Origin of the sequence: Actinophytocola sp. (assembly GCF_036378875.1) — a bacterium.
Lineage (GTDB): Bacteria > Actinomycetota > Actinomycetes > Mycobacteriales > Pseudonocardiaceae > Actinophytocola.
The window spans coordinates 17,633-32,469 of sequence record NZ_DASUVO010000015.1 but is presented as its reverse complement, the minus strand read 5'-3'; the positions used below and the strand labels follow the sequence as shown (position 1 = coordinate 32,469).

14 protein-coding genes and 1 tRNA gene are annotated in these 14,837 nt (G+C 68.6%); 11 read left to right on the top strand and 4 right to left on the bottom strand.

Going from position 1 to position 14,837, the window contains the following annotated elements:
- The first annotated feature begins 19 nt into the window (after positions 1-19).
- From VF106_RS04115 to VF106_RS50810, 5 genes are all read left to right on the top strand, one after another.
- Complete coding sequence (locus VF106_RS04115; RefSeq protein ID WP_330838186.1) at positions 20-1,345, top strand: NAD(P)/FAD-dependent oxidoreductase; 1,326 nt, start codon at positions 20-22, stop codon at positions 1,343-1,345.
- A gap of 141 nt (positions 1,346-1,486) precedes the next feature.
- Positions 1,487-1,563, top strand: a tRNA-Leu gene (locus tag VF106_RS04110).
- A 239-nt stretch (positions 1,564-1,802) separates the two neighbouring features.
- Positions 1,803-2,618 (top strand): alpha/beta fold hydrolase, encoded by an 816-nt coding sequence (locus VF106_RS04105; RefSeq protein WP_330838185.1) that lies wholly within the window; start codon positions 1,803-1,805, stop codon positions 2,616-2,618.
- Between the two features lie 34 nt (positions 2,619-2,652).
- Entirely contained in the window at positions 2,653-3,069 is a 417-nt protein-coding gene (locus tag VF106_RS04100) for a PPOX class F420-dependent oxidoreductase (protein WP_330838184.1), read from the top strand.
- Between the two features lie 278 nt (positions 3,070-3,347).
- On the top strand, positions 3,348-3,707 hold the full coding sequence (locus tag VF106_RS50810; protein ID WP_414638847.1) for a transposase family protein: 360 nt from the start codon (positions 3,348-3,350) through the stop codon (positions 3,705-3,707).
- Between the two features lie 289 nt (positions 3,708-3,996).
- On the opposite strand, the gene VF106_RS04095 is transcribed toward VF106_RS50810, so the two are convergent.
- From VF106_RS04095 to VF106_RS04085, 3 genes are read right to left on the bottom strand one after another with little or no spacing between them, the layout of a single operon-like run.
- Positions 3,997-4,878, bottom strand: coding sequence for a coiled-coil domain-containing protein (locus VF106_RS04095; protein WP_330838183.1), 882 nt, complete (start codon positions 4,876-4,878; stop codon positions 3,997-3,999).
- A 60-nt stretch (positions 4,879-4,938) separates the two neighbouring features.
- Complete coding sequence (locus VF106_RS04090) at positions 4,939-6,933, bottom strand: SDR family oxidoreductase (RefSeq protein WP_330838182.1); 1,995 nt, start codon at positions 6,931-6,933, stop codon at positions 4,939-4,941.
- A gap of 40 nt (positions 6,934-6,973) precedes the next feature.
- Positions 6,974-8,086, bottom strand: coding sequence for a polysaccharide deacetylase family protein (locus VF106_RS04085; RefSeq protein WP_330838181.1), 1,113 nt, complete (start codon positions 8,084-8,086; stop codon positions 6,974-6,976).
- 214 nt (positions 8,087-8,300) lie between these two features.
- Here VF106_RS04085 and VF106_RS04080 point away from each other — a divergent pair, with 214 nt between their 5' ends.
- A complete protein-coding gene (locus tag VF106_RS04080; RefSeq protein WP_330838180.1) occupies positions 8,301-9,101 on the top strand; it encodes a Bax inhibitor-1/YccA family protein in 801 nt (266 codons plus the stop codon).
- Between the two features lie 235 nt (positions 9,102-9,336).
- Here the strand turns inward: VF106_RS04080 and VF106_RS04075 are convergent, their stop codons facing one another.
- On the bottom strand, positions 9,337-10,269 hold the full coding sequence (locus tag VF106_RS04075; protein ID WP_330838179.1) for an ArsR/SmtB family transcription factor: 933 nt from the start codon (positions 10,267-10,269) through the stop codon (positions 9,337-9,339).
- Positions 10,270-10,325: 56 nt separating this feature from the next.
- Between VF106_RS04075 and VF106_RS04070 the strand changes: the two genes are divergently transcribed.
- From VF106_RS04070 to VF106_RS04050, 5 genes are all read left to right on the top strand, one after another.
- Positions 10,326-11,528: an MFS transporter gene (locus VF106_RS04070; protein WP_330838178.1), complete on the top strand. Its 1,203-nt coding sequence runs from the start codon at positions 10,326-10,328 to the stop codon at positions 11,526-11,528.
- A 219-nt stretch (positions 11,529-11,747) separates the two neighbouring features.
- Positions 11,748-12,167 (top strand): NADH-quinone oxidoreductase subunit A, encoded by a 420-nt coding sequence (locus VF106_RS04065; RefSeq protein WP_414638846.1) that lies wholly within the window; start codon positions 11,748-11,750, stop codon positions 12,165-12,167.
- A 13-nt stretch (positions 12,168-12,180) separates the two neighbouring features.
- Positions 12,181-12,729: a NuoB/complex I 20 kDa subunit family protein gene (locus VF106_RS04060; RefSeq protein WP_330838177.1), complete on the top strand. Its 549-nt coding sequence runs from the start codon at positions 12,181-12,183 to the stop codon at positions 12,727-12,729.
- A 6-nt stretch (positions 12,730-12,735) separates the two neighbouring features.
- A complete protein-coding gene (locus VF106_RS04055; RefSeq protein ID WP_330838176.1) occupies positions 12,736-13,518 on the top strand; it encodes an NADH-quinone oxidoreductase subunit C in 783 nt (260 codons plus the stop codon).
- Positions 13,515-14,834, top strand: coding sequence for an NADH-quinone oxidoreductase subunit D (locus tag VF106_RS04050; protein ID WP_330838175.1), 1,320 nt, complete (start codon positions 13,515-13,517; stop codon positions 14,832-14,834). The genes VF106_RS04055 and VF106_RS04050 overlap by 4 nt, the downstream gene beginning before the upstream one ends.
- Positions 14,835-14,837 lie beyond the last annotated feature (3 nt).

Genomic DNA, 14,837 nt, shown 5'->3' with positions numbered 1-14,837 from the left:
GAGGTGACACCATGGGGATATGGGTCGAGGACTTTCGCAACCGAAGCGGATCGTGATATTGGGCGGCGGCTACGTCGGCCTCTACACGGCGTTGGGCCTGCAGCGGAAGTTGAAGGGCAACGAGGCGTCCGTGACGGTCATCGACCCCCAGCCGCACATGACCTACCAGCCGTTCCTGCCCGAGGCGGCGGCCGGCGCGATCGAGCCGCGGCACGTGGTGGTTCCGCTGCGGCGGACGCTGAAGCGCTGCCACGTACTGACCGCTCGCGTCACGAAGATCAACCACGCCGAGCAGAGCGTGGAGATCGAGGCGCCGGACGGCCACCACGAGCAGATCAACTACGACATCCTCGTCGTGGCGCTCGGGTCTGTGGCGCGGCTGATGCCGATCCCGGGGCTCGCCGAGCAGGGGATCGCGTTCAAGACGATCGGTGAGGCCATCTACCTGCGCAACCACGTGATGTCCAAACTGGACGCCGCGTCGAGCACGCGGGACACCGAGCTGCGGCGCAAGCTGCTGACGTTCACGTTCGTGGGTGGCGGGTTCGCCGGTATCGAGGCGCTGGCCGAGCTCGAGGACATGGCGCGGTTCGCGACCAGGTACTACGAGAACATCGAGCCGTCGGACCTGAGGTGGGTGCTCGTCGAGGCCGCGGGCCGGATCCTGCCGGAGGTCCGCGAGAGCCTCGGCGTCTACACGGTGCTGCAGCTGGAGAAGCGCGGCATCGAGGTGTACCTGTCGACGCTCGCCAAGTCGTTCGAGCACGGGCACGTCATGCTGTCGGACGGCACCGAGTTCGACAGCGACACGATCGTGTGGACCGCCGGCGTGAAGGCCAACCCGGTGCTGGCCACCTCGGACCTGCCGCTCGACGAGCGCGGCCGGGTGAAGGCGACCGCCACGCTCCAGGTGGACGGCGTGCCGGACGTGTGGACCGCAGGCGACAACGCCGCGGTGCCCGACCTGTCGCGCATCGACGAGGACCCGAACGCCTTGTGCGCCCCCAACGCGCAGCACGCGGTGCGCCAGGCGAAGCAGATGGCCGCGAACATCGTGGCCGTGCTGCGGGACAAGCAGCCCAAGGAGTACTTCCACAAGAACGTGGGCTCGGTGGCGAGCCTCGGCCTGCACAAGGGCGTCGCGGACGTCTACAACCGCAAGGCCAAGGGCTTCGTCGCGTGGGCCATGCACCGCGGCTACCACGTCTCGCGCGTCCCCACCTTCAACCGGAAATTCCGTGTAGTAGCCGACTGGTTACTGAGTGGACTGTTACGCCGCGAGGTCATCTCGATGGGTCAGATCAACAATCCGCGAGCCGAGTTCGACCGCGTGTCACGAAGCTGACATAACGATTTCGGCTAACGCGTCGGGTAGCCTTACTCATCCAGCGTGGATAGAGCTAAACGGCGTATCGCGGATTGGTCCAGCGGACGGATTTTCCGGAAACCGCTCCGTAGACGCATGATCTCGTCCTAAGCTGCGGCTGCCCCCGTAGCCCAACTGGCAGAGGCAGCCCCCTTAAAAGGGGTGGAGTGCCGGTTCGAATCCGGTCGGGGGCACCACACGCGGCGGTTTCTCGCCCGTTCTTCGCGACTCCCAGCAATTGTACTGATACGTAGTGTGTTGCATTTCCTGTTTCATTTCCTGCAAACGTTGCCATCTATGCAGGTGAGCGCGTTGTCAACACGCTGAATACACGCTTGATCGCGTTCCGCGACGAGGAAAGCGCTAACCCTGCGCGACACAGGGGCGGATGCTGAGTTACTGTTAATCGCGGTAACACTCAGTGTGGAGGTGGCGGATGGCTCGGCAGCCCATCGAGGTCGCGTTCGAACGGAGCGGAAACGGCAGCCCGCTGGTGCTGCTCCACGGCATCGGCCACCGCTGGCAGGCGTGGGCGCCGGTGCTGGACGCGCTGTCCGCCGAGCACGACGTGATCGCGGTGGACCTGCCGGGTTTCGGACTGTCGCCGCTGCTGCCCGAGGGCCGCGGCTATGACATGCCGAGCGCGGTCCAGGCGTGCGCGGACATCTTCGCGGACATGGGCCTCGACCGCCCGCACGTCGCCGGCAACTCGCTCGGCGGGGTGATCGGCCTGGAACTGGCGTCGCGTGGGCTGGTGTCGTCCGCCACCGCGCTGGCCCCGGCCGGGTTCTGGACGCCGAGGGACCGGGCGTGGGCGCTGCGGGTGCTGAAGCTGATCAGGCTGAGCGGTCGCGCGCCGGAGACGCTGCGCACGGCGTTCATCCGCAACCGGCTCTGCCGGATGGCGGCTGGCAGCCTGCTGTACGGGCACCCGTCCCGGATGACCGAGGAGATCATGCTGGCCGACCTGCTGTCCATGGTCGGCGCGAAGGCCTTCGACCTGGTGGCGGACGCGGGTCGGGGCTATGTGTTCTCCTCGCCGGAGCCGACCGTACCGGTGACCGTGGCGTGGGGGACGCGGGACCGCATCCTGTGGCCGAGGCAGGCGCGGCGGGCGGCCGCGCTGTTGCCGAAGGCGCGGCACGTGTGGCTGTACCAGGCCGGCCACGTCCCGATGATCGACGAGCCGGAGCAGGTCGCGTCGCTGATCCTGTCGACGTGCGCGGCCGCGGCGACCGACCGCGCGGCTTGACCTCGATTTCGCTGGAGGTAGCAGAATCAGCGGTATGGAAGATCGCCTACTGGCACTGCTCGCCGAACGTAGCAGCGGGGTCGTGACCACCCTCAAACGAGACGGTCGGCCGCAACTGTCCAACGTCGGCTACACCTACGACGCGGAGACGCGCCTCATCCGCGTCTCCATCACGGAGGGCCGCGCGAAGACGAAGAACCTCCGCCGCGACCCTCGGGTGAGCTTTTACGTGAGCGCTCCCGATTTCCGGTCCTACGTGGTGGCGGAAGGCGAGGCGGAGCTGACCCCGGTCACGAAGTCCCCGGACGACGCCACAGCCGACGAGTTGGTCGAGGTGTACCGCGCGATCGCGGGCGAGCACCCGGACTGGGCCGAGTACCGCGCCGCTATGGTCGCCGACGAGCGCCTGGTGCTGCGCATTCCCGTGACCCGCGTCTACGGGATGGCGTAGCGCCCCTGGCTCGTGTCCTGAAAGACGCGATGGGGACGGTCAACGACATGAGCGCGTCTTTCAGGACATTGCCCGTGGAGCGCGCGCGGCCAGCACGACCTGAGCATGGCCGCCGGCCGAAACCGCGCGGCGGGTCCACCTTCAGGCTTCGGCAAGTCGCGATCGTTGATCAACGCCAACACAGATGGTTGCGTAGGCATCCCCACCCGTACCCGCAGGGGTTCGTCAAAGTCGATCACCCGTCTGAGTGCGGGCGCGGTCTCTGGTTGATCATGTGAGTGTCTACGTCGCACGATCGTGTGAGAGAGCTGTGCCTGCGGGTGTGTCTGGGGCGGGTGACCGATCGGCGTGCTCGGCGGGGTACTCGGCATTCGTTGGCCTCGATGTTGACCATTGCGGCGGTTGCGGTCGCGTCGGGAGCGCGGTCGATGTTGGCGATCTGGGATTGGGTCAATGACCTGCCGCAGTGGGGCGCGCTGCGGGCGCTGGGTGCGCGTTGGAGCCCGCACCGGAATCGGTTTGTCGTGCCGGGGGGCCACGTTACGACGCGTGCTGATGCCGCCGCTCATGCCGTGTCCGGGGGCCTCAGCACCGCCGCAACTGCCGGTGCCGGTGCCGCTGGTCATCGCAGTGGATGACAAGTCGTTGCGGGACACGTTCGCCCATACCAGCGCCACCAACATCGCCCCAACACTGCGCCGCATGGCCCGCGACATCACCCGAAACCGTTTTCATGATCAACGCCAACACAGATGGTTGCGCAGGCATCCCCCACCCATACCCGGGGGGCCACCCCGAGGCCATCGTACCAAGCCACACCGACAAAACCCCTGGTCGCGGGCCCCTGTGGACAACTTTCGGTGGCCAGTCCGAGCGAATGGGACACTCGTGCGCCCAACTAACGCTGTCGGGCCTCTCGGGACCGGGTCAGCGTTTTGCTGGTTGGCGTTTCTGGTTGCGTTGTGGGGGAACCGTCCGCTTTGTCGGGGTGGCGTCGGCTGTCGTCGGGTCCTCTTCCGGCGCCGTGGTGGTTTCGCCGTCTACCGGTTCCAGTAGTGACGTGCTCAGGTCCAGCAGTTCCTTCGTGTCGCGCAGTCGCTCGTTGAGTTGGTTCCGCACGGACGCGAGGCGCTGCACCTGGTCGGCCACTGAGTCGACGCGGCGGCGGGCCTCCTCGTCGGCGGCGGCCAGGCGTTCGGCCACCTCGCGTTCGTTGGCGGTCCTGGCCTCCTCCAGTTCGCGCTTGAGGGCCTCGCGCTTCGCGGCCATCGACTCCGAGAACTCGCGGTCGATGCGGACGCGGTCCTGCTCGGCCTCCTTGTCGATGGCCTCGCGGCGGCGTTCCGCCTCGGTCGTCATGCGGTCGACCTGTGATTTCGCCGACGTCATCATCGAGTGGTGCGTCTTGGTCAGCTCGGCGTGCTGTTCGTCGAGGCTGGCCAGCAGGGCGCGGTAGTGGTCGCGGAGTTCCGCCGACGCCTGCTCGGCCGCCGTCCACGTCTGTTCCGCGGCTGCCTTCGCTCGTGCGGTCACTTCCGCGGCCTGGGACTTCGCCACCGCGAGCAGTCTCGTCGCGCTCTCCTCGTCGGCCTGTGTCTCCAGCCGTTCGGTGAGCGCGGCGACCTCGCGGCGGGCGATCTCCAGTTCGCCTCGCACCTCGGCCACCTGTTCGAGCGCCTCGTCGCGCTCACCGGCCGCCTTCTCGGCCGCCTCGGTCAGCTCCGCAAGGCGTTGTCTGACCTGTCCACGATCGAAGCCGTGGCGTACCACTGTGAAACCAACGGGGTCCCGGTCGTCGGCAACTGCCATGTTGGCACCGTACCCGGATAGCCACAGACCGCAACACTCATCCTATGTCCATTTTGGACATTACCAGTGGAAGCCTCGGGTGAGTCGGGCCAGCGCCGTCGCCGCCGCGCCCAGGTGACGGTCGCCCTTGCCGATCTTCAGACGGCCCGAGCCGCCAGCCGCGGTGGAGTCGGGGAAGACCCGGTAACCCTGGTACGCGATGGCGTCGACCAGGCCCGGTGCCACCGCGTACGCCGCCGCGATCATCTGGCCTGTCGGCGTGCCGATGTGCTTCGGCCGCTTGACGAGCGCGTCCATCACCATGTCCGCGGCCTCTTCCGGCGCCTTCGTTGGGAACGCGTCGTAGATCTTGGTGGGACGGATCATCGGCGTCCTGACCAGTGGCATGTGCACGGTCGTGAACGTGATCCCGGCGCCGTGCGTCTCCGTCGCGACGATCTTCGAGAAGTAGTCGAGCGCGGCCTTCGACGCCACGTACGCCGAGAACCGGGGCGCGATGCCCTGCACGCCGATGGACGACACGTTCACGATGTGCCCGAACCGCCGCTCGATCATGTGCGGCAGCAACGCGAGGATCAGGCGAACGGCACCGAAGTAGTTGATGGCCATCGCGCGTTCGTAGTCGTGCATGCGGTCGTAGGACAGCTGCACCGACCGCCGGATGGACCGGCCCGCGTTGTTCACCAGCATGTCGATGCCGGGCTGCTCGGCCAGCATCAGCTCCACGGTCTTGTTGACCGACTCGTCGTCGGTCAGGTCGCACGGGTAGACGTACGCCTGTCCGCCTGCCGCCGCGATCTCCGCCTGGACCTCCTCGAGCTCCGCCTGCCGCCGGGCCACGAGCAGCGGAACGCCGCCGGCCTCGGCGATCTTCAGCGCGGTCGCCCGGCCGATGCCCGACGACGCGCCGGTGATCACGATGCGCCGGCCGTCCAGCTCACCGCGCTGCCCGTGGCGCCGCGCGCGGAACGGGTCGAGGTGCTCGCGCCAGTACCGCCACAGCACGTCCGCGTAGTCCTCCAGCGGCGGCACGTCCACACCGGAGCCGGCGAGCGCCTTGCGGGTCTCCGTCGAGTCGAAGACCGGGTCGAACGTCGCCGTCGACAGCAGCACCGGCGGGATGCCGAGCCGGTCGAGCACGGCGTCCCGCGCGATCGTCACGCCGGGCACGTGCTCGGCCAGCTTCACCAGGTTGACCAGTGGCTTCGCGAAGCCGGCACCCAGTTCGACGGTCGCGAGCGGCGCCCCGGCCGGGCGGGCGAACGCGTTGTACACCTCGCGCGCGGACTGCGGGGCCGGGTTGACCAGGTGGAACGCGCGACCGTCCAGGTCCGGCGCGGTCACCAGGCTCGCCATGGCCGCCGCGACGTAGTCCACCGGCACGATGTTGGTGTCGCCGATGTCCGGGAACACGAACGGCAGGCTCGGCAGCGACGCGAGCCGCTGCAGCGCCGAGAAGAAGTAGTAGGGCCCGTCGATCTTGTCCATCTCGCCGGTCACGGAGTTGCCGACCACGATCGCCGGCCGGTAGATCCGCCACGGCACGTCCGACTGCGTGCGCACCAGCCGCTCGGACTCGAACTTCGTCCGGTGGTACGCGGTGACCAGGCGCTGCCCCGCGTCGAACATCTCCTCGGTGAACCGGCCGCGGTGGTCACCGGCGACGGCCACCGACGAGACGTGGTGCAGGCAGCCGACCCGGATCGCGCCGGCCAGCGCAAGCACGTGCTGGGTGCCGGCCACGTTCGCGGCGATGCTGGCGTCGTCGTCGGCGGCGATGTCGTACAGGGCGGCGAGGTGCACGAGGTGGTCGATGGTCCCGGACAGCTCCGTGACCTGCTCGTCGGTGATGCCGAGCCGCTCGGCGCGGATGTCGCCGACGAGGGGACGCACCTTGTCCGCCCCCGGCCAGTCGTGGGTGAGTTCGGTGAGCCGGTCGCGTGAGCGCTCCCGCACCAGCACCCACACCCGGTCCGTGTCCGGTCGCGCCAGTATCTCCGCCATGAAATGCCGGCCGATCAGACCGGTCGCACCGGTCACCAGGTAGGTCGCCATCACCCGCTCCTCTCCGAACGGATCACAGCATCCCATTGAGTCACGAGATCTGCGCGTGTGGTTTTGCCCGGAAGTTGTCGAGCACCGTCGGATCCTGGAGCCGCATCCACCGCAGCACCTCGGTGTAGGTGGCGCAGACCGTCTCGGCCCGCACGCACACCTCGGCCATGAACTGTTCGGTCGCCTGGCTGAACGCGCCGCCTGACCAGTCGTTGAAGTGGGTGCCGACGGTCAGCGGCGCCCGGTTGGTGTTGTACGCGGCCAGGTAGGCGCCTCGGTAGGTGTCGAGTGTCGCGGCGGTGAACTCGGCGTCACGGGACGGGTCCTCCTTCGCGCCGTTGAGCGCGTACCAGAGGTTGTAGTCCTGCATGACGACCTTCTTGCCGGACAGCGCGGGCACCCGGACGATCGGCACCGGGAACTCCCACAGGCCGTCCTGTTCGTGCGGCCACGCGATGCCGTCGACGGTGAGGCTGCTGTCGTAGGTCATCGCCCGCTCGCCCATGGCCGGCAGGAACTTCTTCGGGTCGCCCTCAAGGCACGGGAGCCGGCCGCCCTTGATCGAGGTCTCCGGCACCCGCAGCCCTCGGGCGGCCGCGCCACGCACGAACGTGAAGAACTGGTCGAGCTCGGCGGTCCAGTCGGCCCGTGACCACACGCGGCCACTCGGCTCGTTGCCGGTGCAGAAGTGCCCGTTGAAGTGGGTGCCGATCTCGTGGCCCTGGTCGAACGCCGCGTTCAGGTCGGCGATGCGGGTGGCGACGTCGGCCTCCGCGCCGCCGAAGCTGATCGACGCGCGGCCCGTGGCGTGCCCGGGTCCGGTGTACTCGCCGCGCAGCTGGTCGGGCAGCAGGTAGATGCCGGACAGGAAGCCGGTGACGTGCGCGTTCACCTTCTCGGCCAGCGGGAGGAGCCGCTGCCAGTGCGGGTGGGAGCCCGCGCCGTCGAACGAGAACAGCACGAACTGGGGCGGCTTCTCACCGGGTCGCAGCTTGCGCATCCAGTCCGGCGGCGCTGCCTTGCCCTGGGCGACCGACTCCTCGCCGGCCGGCCGTGGGGGCTCGGGTCCGCCGACCGTGCCGAGCGCGATGAGGACGAGGAAGGTGAGGGCGAGCGCGACCCCCGTGCTTATCGGACCCCAGCGCCGGCTCATGTGCGCCTCCCCAGTGATGCTCCGTAAGGCTAACGGAGAGTAGTCCCTGATCCGGGGACCGCTGGTCGGGGTGGTGCGGTCACGATTAGTCTTCGCGCAGGCTCAGCGACACCTCGCAGGTTCGGCGGGTAAAGTCTGCTTTACTCATCGGGAACTGACCGGCATGGTTGGTCGTTGAAGCCGGTGCAGGAGCCATCAGGCCCAGGAGGAACAGGTGCGTTCTACCAGTAATCCCGCGTTCCGGAACCTGCCCCAGGGCGGGTTCGGCGGCGGCTACGCGGGCTTCCAGACCCAGCCGCAACCAGGCATGCCGGGATACGGCGGTTACCAGGCGCCGCCGACCACCGGTGAGCGGCCGATGACCGTCGACGACGTGGTCACCAAGACCGCGTTGACGCTCGGCCTCGCGCTGGTCGTCGGTGTCGCCACCGCGGTAGCGGTGCTCGCCGGCGCGCTCAGCCCGTTCCCGCCGATGATCATCGGTCTCATCGTCGGCCTCGTGCTGTCCCTGGTCATCATCTTCAAGCAGAAGCCGAGCGCGGCGCTGGTGCTGTCGTACTCGGCGGCCGAGGGTCTGTTCCTCGGCGCGATCACCGGCGTGTTCGAGGCATTCGTGCCAGGCATCGCGTTCCAGGCCATCCTGGGCACGGGGCTGGTGTTCGTCGTGATGCTGGTCGTCTACAAGACCGGCGCGGTCAAGGTCACGCCCAAGCTGACCAAGTGGATCATCGGGGCCACGGTCGCGGCCGCCGGCCTGATGCTGATCAACCTGATCACCTCGCTGTTCGGCCTGAACATGCTGCGTGACGGCGGCACGATGGCGATCATCTTCTCGATCATCGTGATCGGCATCGCGGCGTTCAACTTCCTGCTGGACTTCGACATGGCCGACCAGATGATCCGCGCGGGCATGCCGTCCAAGTGGGCGTGGTACGCGGCGTTCGGTCTGATGACCACGCTGGTGTGGCTGTACCTCGAGATCCTTCGCCTGCTCTACTACTTGAACCAGGACTGAACGAGTCCTTGCCCTCGACCGAAGGCCGACCCTGCTCGGTGGCTAGGCCACCTTCGCCTGAGTCGGCCTTCGTCGTGTCTTGTGGGGGGCGAGCCCCCACACCCCCAGCCGGGGGCGAGCCCCCGGACCCCCATCCGCCGGGCTGGCCAGGTTGACCCGGCTGTCGTCTTGCCGGTCTGTCGTGGCCGGACCCCAGGAAGGGGCGTTCTGCTGTGCGGGCAGGGCGTCCCTTCCGCTATGTCCGGAACAGTTCCTCCGTGACGGCCGTCCGCGAGTAGAGCACCTGCCGGCCGACGCGGTGTGCGGACAGCAGGCCGGCGGCCTTCAACGCGGTCAGGTGTTGGCTGACGCCACCGGCCGTGAGCCCGGTCCGTCGAGCCAGGTCCGTGGTCGACGCCGGGTTGTCCAGCTCGGCGAGTAGTCGGGCCCTGGTCGTCCCGAACACGCCCACGAGCGCCTGTGGTGGTGTCACCTTTCGGTCGACCCACAACTCGGCGACGCCACGTGGCGGGTACCGCAGCGTCGGCTGCCACCCCGGCACCGTGATCGAGGAGACCCGGGGCCACGCGAACACCGACGGCACCAGCAGCAGTCCCTTGCCGCGCAGCCCGCGCCGCGCCGACAACGTCACATGGTCGATGAACAGCCGGTCCTCCCGCCACCGCACCGCGGGGTTGAGGTCGGCGAACAGGGCGGACGCGCCGCCCATGGTCAGCCGCCGCGCGCGGTACTGCACATCGGCTTCCAGCAGCCGCTGGATCCTCGGCCAGAACGGGGCGAGCGCCCGGTCCCAGTACTCCTCGATCATCTCGGCCAGTGCGTCCACCTCCGGCGGCACCGACGTGATCTCGGGAATCACCGCCACCTCGCGGGCGACCTGCTCGGCCGGCGTCGCCCGCAGGATCGCCAGCTCGCTGTCGAGGTCAGGCAGGGGAGACGTGGGCGGCGGGCACAGGAACCCGGGGATCACCCGCGTGGGCACCAGGTCGCCGAGCGGCCGCCAGTCGAAGCCCCTGAGCCGGTCCCGCGCCTGGACGACCCAGCGGCCGTGGAGGTCGTGTGTCACGGCGCTCTTGAGCACTCGCACCGACGCCACGACCTCCCAGAGGGGCGACAGGGCGAACCGCGTGTACGCCACGTCCGCCGCGGTGAAGGACAGCTCCAACATTTAGCCAAGGCTAAATCAATCGGAGCGAGCGCGGCGGGCGTGTGACCTTCGGCCGCGTGAACCGAGACTTCCGCCTGCTCTTCGCCGCCTCCGCGGTCAGCCGCCTTGGCACCTCCGTCAGCTACGTCGCCATGCCGCTGATCGCGGTCACCGCCCTGCACGCCACCCCGGGCGAGGTCGGCCTCCTCGCGACGCTGAGCACGATCGCGTTCCTGGTCATCGGCCTGCCGGCGGGAGCGTGGACCGACCGTGTGCGCCGCCGCGGCGTGCTCATCGCCTCGGACGTGGCGCGGGCCGTCGTCCTGTGCTCGGTGCCGGTGGCGTGGTGGCTCGGCGTGCTCCACATCGGCCAGCTGTACGCGGTGGTCCTGCTGTGTGGCGTCGGCACCGTGTTCTTCGACGTGGCCAACCAGTCCTACGTGCCGCAGGTGGTCGGCCGCTCGGCGCTGCTGGCCGCGAACGCCCGCCTCGTCAGTGTCGACGCGGTCAACGACATCGCCGGCCGAGGCGTGGCGGGCTACCTGGTCGCGTTGGTGACCGCGCCGGTGGCGGTCCTCGTCGACGTGGCGACCTACCTCGTGTCGGCGTGGTGCGTGCTGCGGGTCCGCCATCGCGAGCCGGCGCCTACCCGGACCGACACCGCGCTCTGGCGCGACATGACCGAGGGGATCGCGTTCGTTGCCCGCCACCCCGTACTGCGGGCCATCGCGATGTCCGGATCCCTGGTCAACCTGGGCATCGTGCTGATCGTGACGATGCTGCCGGTCGTGCTGGTCGACGAGCTGCGCATGTCCCCGGCGTTGCTCGGCCTGTTCCTGGCGACCGGCGGCGTGGGCATGTTGCTCGGTGCGCTGGTGGCCCGCCGACTGGCTGACCGCGTCGGCGCGGGCCGGCTGTCACTGCTGGGCGCGCTCGTCGCGGCGCCGTGCGGTTTCGGTACGCCGTTCGTGGCGGAAGGGCCGAGGATGTGGCTGGCCGGTGCGGGCTGGGTGGTGCTGACCGCGGTCGTTGGCGCCAACAACGTGCTCCTGGTGAGCTTCCGCCAGGCCGTGACGCCAGACCGGTTGCTTGGCCGCATGACCGCGTCGTTCCGCTTCTTGCTGACGGGTGCGCTGCCGGTGGGCGCGGCGGCCGCTGGCGCCATCGGCGAGGTGGCCTCACCGCGTGCCGCGCTGACCGCCGGTGCGGTGGCCATCGCGCTGGTCTGGGTCCCGATTCTGGCTTCGCCACTGCGAAAGACGCGTGAGTTGGACAACTGAAACAGCAATGGCCATGCCGTGTTACGGCGGGATTTTACGAGTTCTACACTGAGCGCCGGGCTTGTGAAGCGCTTCACACGCAGTACGGGAGCGCTTGTGAAGATTTTCACAAGCTGCGGTTAGGGCTGCCTAACCAGCAGCGGCGTCGGGAAGCCCCATAGGGTGCCCGACGAGTAGTGCCAGATGGTGAGCTCCGCTCACGGGGAAAGGACGGCGAAGGTGTCACTCGCGGCTGTCGGCACATCTGTAGCACAGAACGAGAACGTGTCGGCGGGGCTCGGAAGTTATCTCCCGCTGCTCCTGCTCTTCGTACTCGCCGCGGGGTTCGCGGCGTTCTCCGCGCTCCTCGGGCCGCTCGTCGGCCCGAAGCGCTACAACCGGGCGAAACTCGAGGCCTACGAGTGCGGCATCGAACCGTCGCCGCAGCCCGTGGTCGGCGGGGGCCGCGTGCCGGTGGCGTACTACCTGACGGCGATGCTCTTCATCCTGTTCGACATCGAGATGGTCTTCCTCTACCCGTTCGCCGTCTCCGCCGACGCGCTCGGGCTGTTCGGACTGGTGGAGATCTTCTTGTTCATCGCGACGCTCGGCTTCGCCTACGCCTACGTGTGGCGGCGCGGCGGGCTCGACTGGAACTGACGGGAGGCGAAACGTGGGACTCGAAGAACGGCTTCCCAACGGGATCCTCTTGGCCAGCCTGGAAAAGCTGGTCAACTGGGGCCGGAAGAACTCGCTGTGGCCGGCCACCTTCGGCCTGGCCTGCTGCGCGATCGAGATGATGACGACCGGCGGCCCGCGCTACGACATCGCCCGGTTCGGCATGGAACGCTTCAGCGCCACGCCGCGCCAGGCCGACCTGATGATCGTCGCCGGCCGGGTCACCAACAAGATGGCGCCGGTGCTGCGTCAGATCTACGACCAGATGGCCGAGCCCAAGTGGGTGCTCGCCATGGGCGTCTGCGCGTCATCGGGCGGCATGTTCAACAACTACGCGGTGGTGCAGGGCGTCGACCACGTGGTGCCGGTGGACATGTACCTGCCCGGCTGCCCGCCCCGCCCCGAGATGCTGCTGGACGCGATTCTCAAGCTCCACGCGAAGATCCAGGACGAGCCGCTGGGCGCCCGCCGCGCGGCGCTGCGCGAGGCCGAGGGCAAGCGCACCGAAATGATCGCCTCCTCGGTCAAGTACGCGAAGAAGTGAACGGACATGGCTGACGAACCCACCACACCGGCGCCCGGCGAGAAGTGGTCCAGCGCCGAGCGAGAGGCAGAGCTTCGCCCGACCGGCGAGGACGCGCTGCCGAAGCCGGCCGACCCGCTGGTCACCGGCAAGGCCCGCAAGGGCATGTTCAACGTCTCCGGCTCCGGCGACACCTCGGGCTTCGGCGGTCTGCGTCTGCCGGCGCACGTCGCCGCGCCGGCCGAGCGGCCGTACGGCGGCTGGTTCGACGAGTTCACCGACCAGCTGCTCGCCGCCATGCGCGAGCGGAGCATCCCGGCCGAGGCGATCCTGCAGGTGACCGTCGACCGCGGTGAGATCACCTACTACGTCAACCCGGCGTACCTGGTCCGCCTGTGCAAGATGCTGCGCGACGACCCGGCACTGCGCTTCGAGCTGTGCAGCTCTGTGTCCGGTGTGGATTACGGGGTGGACGTGCCGCAGCGGCTGCACTCCGTCTACCACCTCACCTCGATGACCTACCGCCGCCGGATCCGGCTCGAGGTCGCCATCGAGTGGAACGGCGACGAGGACGGCCAGCCGCACTGCCCGTCGGTCGTGGAGGTCTACCCGACCGCCGACTGGCAGGAGCGCGAGACGTTCGACATGTTCGGGATCGTCTACGACGGACACCCGGCACTCACCCGGATCCTCATGCCGGACGACTGGGACGGCCACCCGCAGCGCAAGGACTACCCGCTCGGCGGCATCCCCGTGGAATACAAGGGCGCGGAAATCCCACCGCCCGATCAGCGGAGGTCGTACTCGTGAGTGACCAAACCGACCAGTACGCGGTTCCGCGCGACACCACCGAGGGCACGATCTACAACGTCACCGGTGGCGACTGGGACTCCGCGCTCGAGGACGCGATCCACGACGAGCGGATCGTCATCAACATGGGTCCCCAGCACCCGTCGACGCACGGCGTGCTGCGGCTGGTGCTGGAGCTCGAGGGCGAGACGGTCACGCAGGCCCGGTCGGTCATCGGCTACCTGCACACCGGCATCGAGAAGAACACCGAGTACCGCACCTGGACCCAGGGCGTCACGTTCGTGACGCGCATGGACTACCTCGCGCCGCTGTCCAACGAGGCCGCCTACTGCCTGGCCGTCGAGAAGCTGCTCGGCGTCACCGCGCCGCCCCGCGCGCAGATCATCCGGGTCCTGCTCCTGGAGATCAACCGCATCTCCTCGCACCTGGTCGCACTGGCGACCGGCGGCATGGAGCTGGGCGCGATGACCGCCATGACCGCGGGCTTCCGCGAGCGCGAGGAGTGCCTGCACCTGCTGGAGTACCTGACCGGTCTCCGGATGAACCACGCGTTCATCCGGCCCGGCGGCGTCGCGCAGGACCTGCCGGAGGGCTTCGAGCAGGTCGTCCGCGACTTCATCAAGGTCATGCACAGCAGGCTGCCGGACTACGACAAGCTGCTCACCGGCCAGCCGATCTGGAAGAACCGCCTCAAGGGCATCGGCTACCTGCCGGTCGACGCGTGCCTCGCGCTCGGCGTCACGGGGCCGATCCTGCGTTCCGCCGGCCTGCCGTGGGACCTGCGCAAGACCGAGCCGTACCTCGGCTACGAGGACTACGAGTTCGACGTGCCGACCTCCAACGCGGCCGACTCCTACGCGCGGTACCTGCTGCGGGTCGAGGAGATGCACCAGTCGCTGCGGATCATCACGCAGGCACTGAAGAAGCTCGAGCCGGGCCCGGTCATGGTGGCGGACGAGAAGATCGCCTGGCCCGCGAAGCTCTCCATCGGCGCCGACGGCATGGGCAACTCGCTCGACCACGTCCGCAAGATCATGGGCCAGTCGATGGAGGCCCTGATTCACCACTTCAAGCTGGTGACCGAGGGCTTCAAGGTGCCGGCCGGTCAGGTGTACGTGCCGGTCGAGTCGCCGCGCGGCGAACTGGGCTACCACCTGGTGTCCGACGGCGGCACCCGGCCGATGCGGGTCCACGTCCGCGAGCCCAGCTTCGTGAACCTGCAGTCGATGCCCGCGATGTCCGAGGGCGGCCTGGTCGCGGACGTCATCGCGGCCGTCGCCTCGATCGACCCGGTGATGGGAGGGGTGGACCGGTGACCG

Excerpts from the sequence above, each read along its gene's own strand:
- VF106_RS04095 (WP_330838183.1), bottom strand. The coding sequence starts at position 4,878 with ATGGCAGTTGCCGACGACCGGGACCCCGTTGGTTTCACAGTGGTACGC.
- VF106_RS04105 (WP_330838185.1), top strand. The coding sequence starts at position 1,803 with ATGGCTCGGCAGCCCATCGAGGTCGCGTTCGAACGGAGCGGAAACGGC.
- VF106_RS04100 (WP_330838184.1), top strand. The coding sequence starts at position 2,653 with ATGGAAGATCGCCTACTGGCACTGCTCGCCGAACGTAGCAGCGGGGTC.
- VF106_RS04085 (WP_330838181.1), bottom strand. The coding sequence starts at position 8,086 with ATGAGCCGGCGCTGGGGTCCGATAAGCACGGGGGTCGCGCTCGCCCTC.
- VF106_RS04090 (WP_330838182.1), bottom strand. The coding sequence starts at position 6,933 with ATGGCGACCTACCTGGTGACCGGTGCGACCGGTCTGATCGGCCGGCAT.
- VF106_RS04055 (WP_330838176.1), top strand. The coding sequence starts at position 12,736 with ATGGCTGACGAACCCACCACACCGGCGCCCGGCGAGAAGTGGTCCAGC.
- VF106_RS04075 (WP_330838179.1), bottom strand. The coding sequence starts at position 10,269 with ATGTTGGAGCTGTCCTTCACCGCGGCGGACGTGGCGTACACGCGGTTC.
- VF106_RS04115 (WP_330838186.1), top strand. The coding sequence starts at position 20 with ATGGGTCGAGGACTTTCGCAACCGAAGCGGATCGTGATATTGGGCGGC.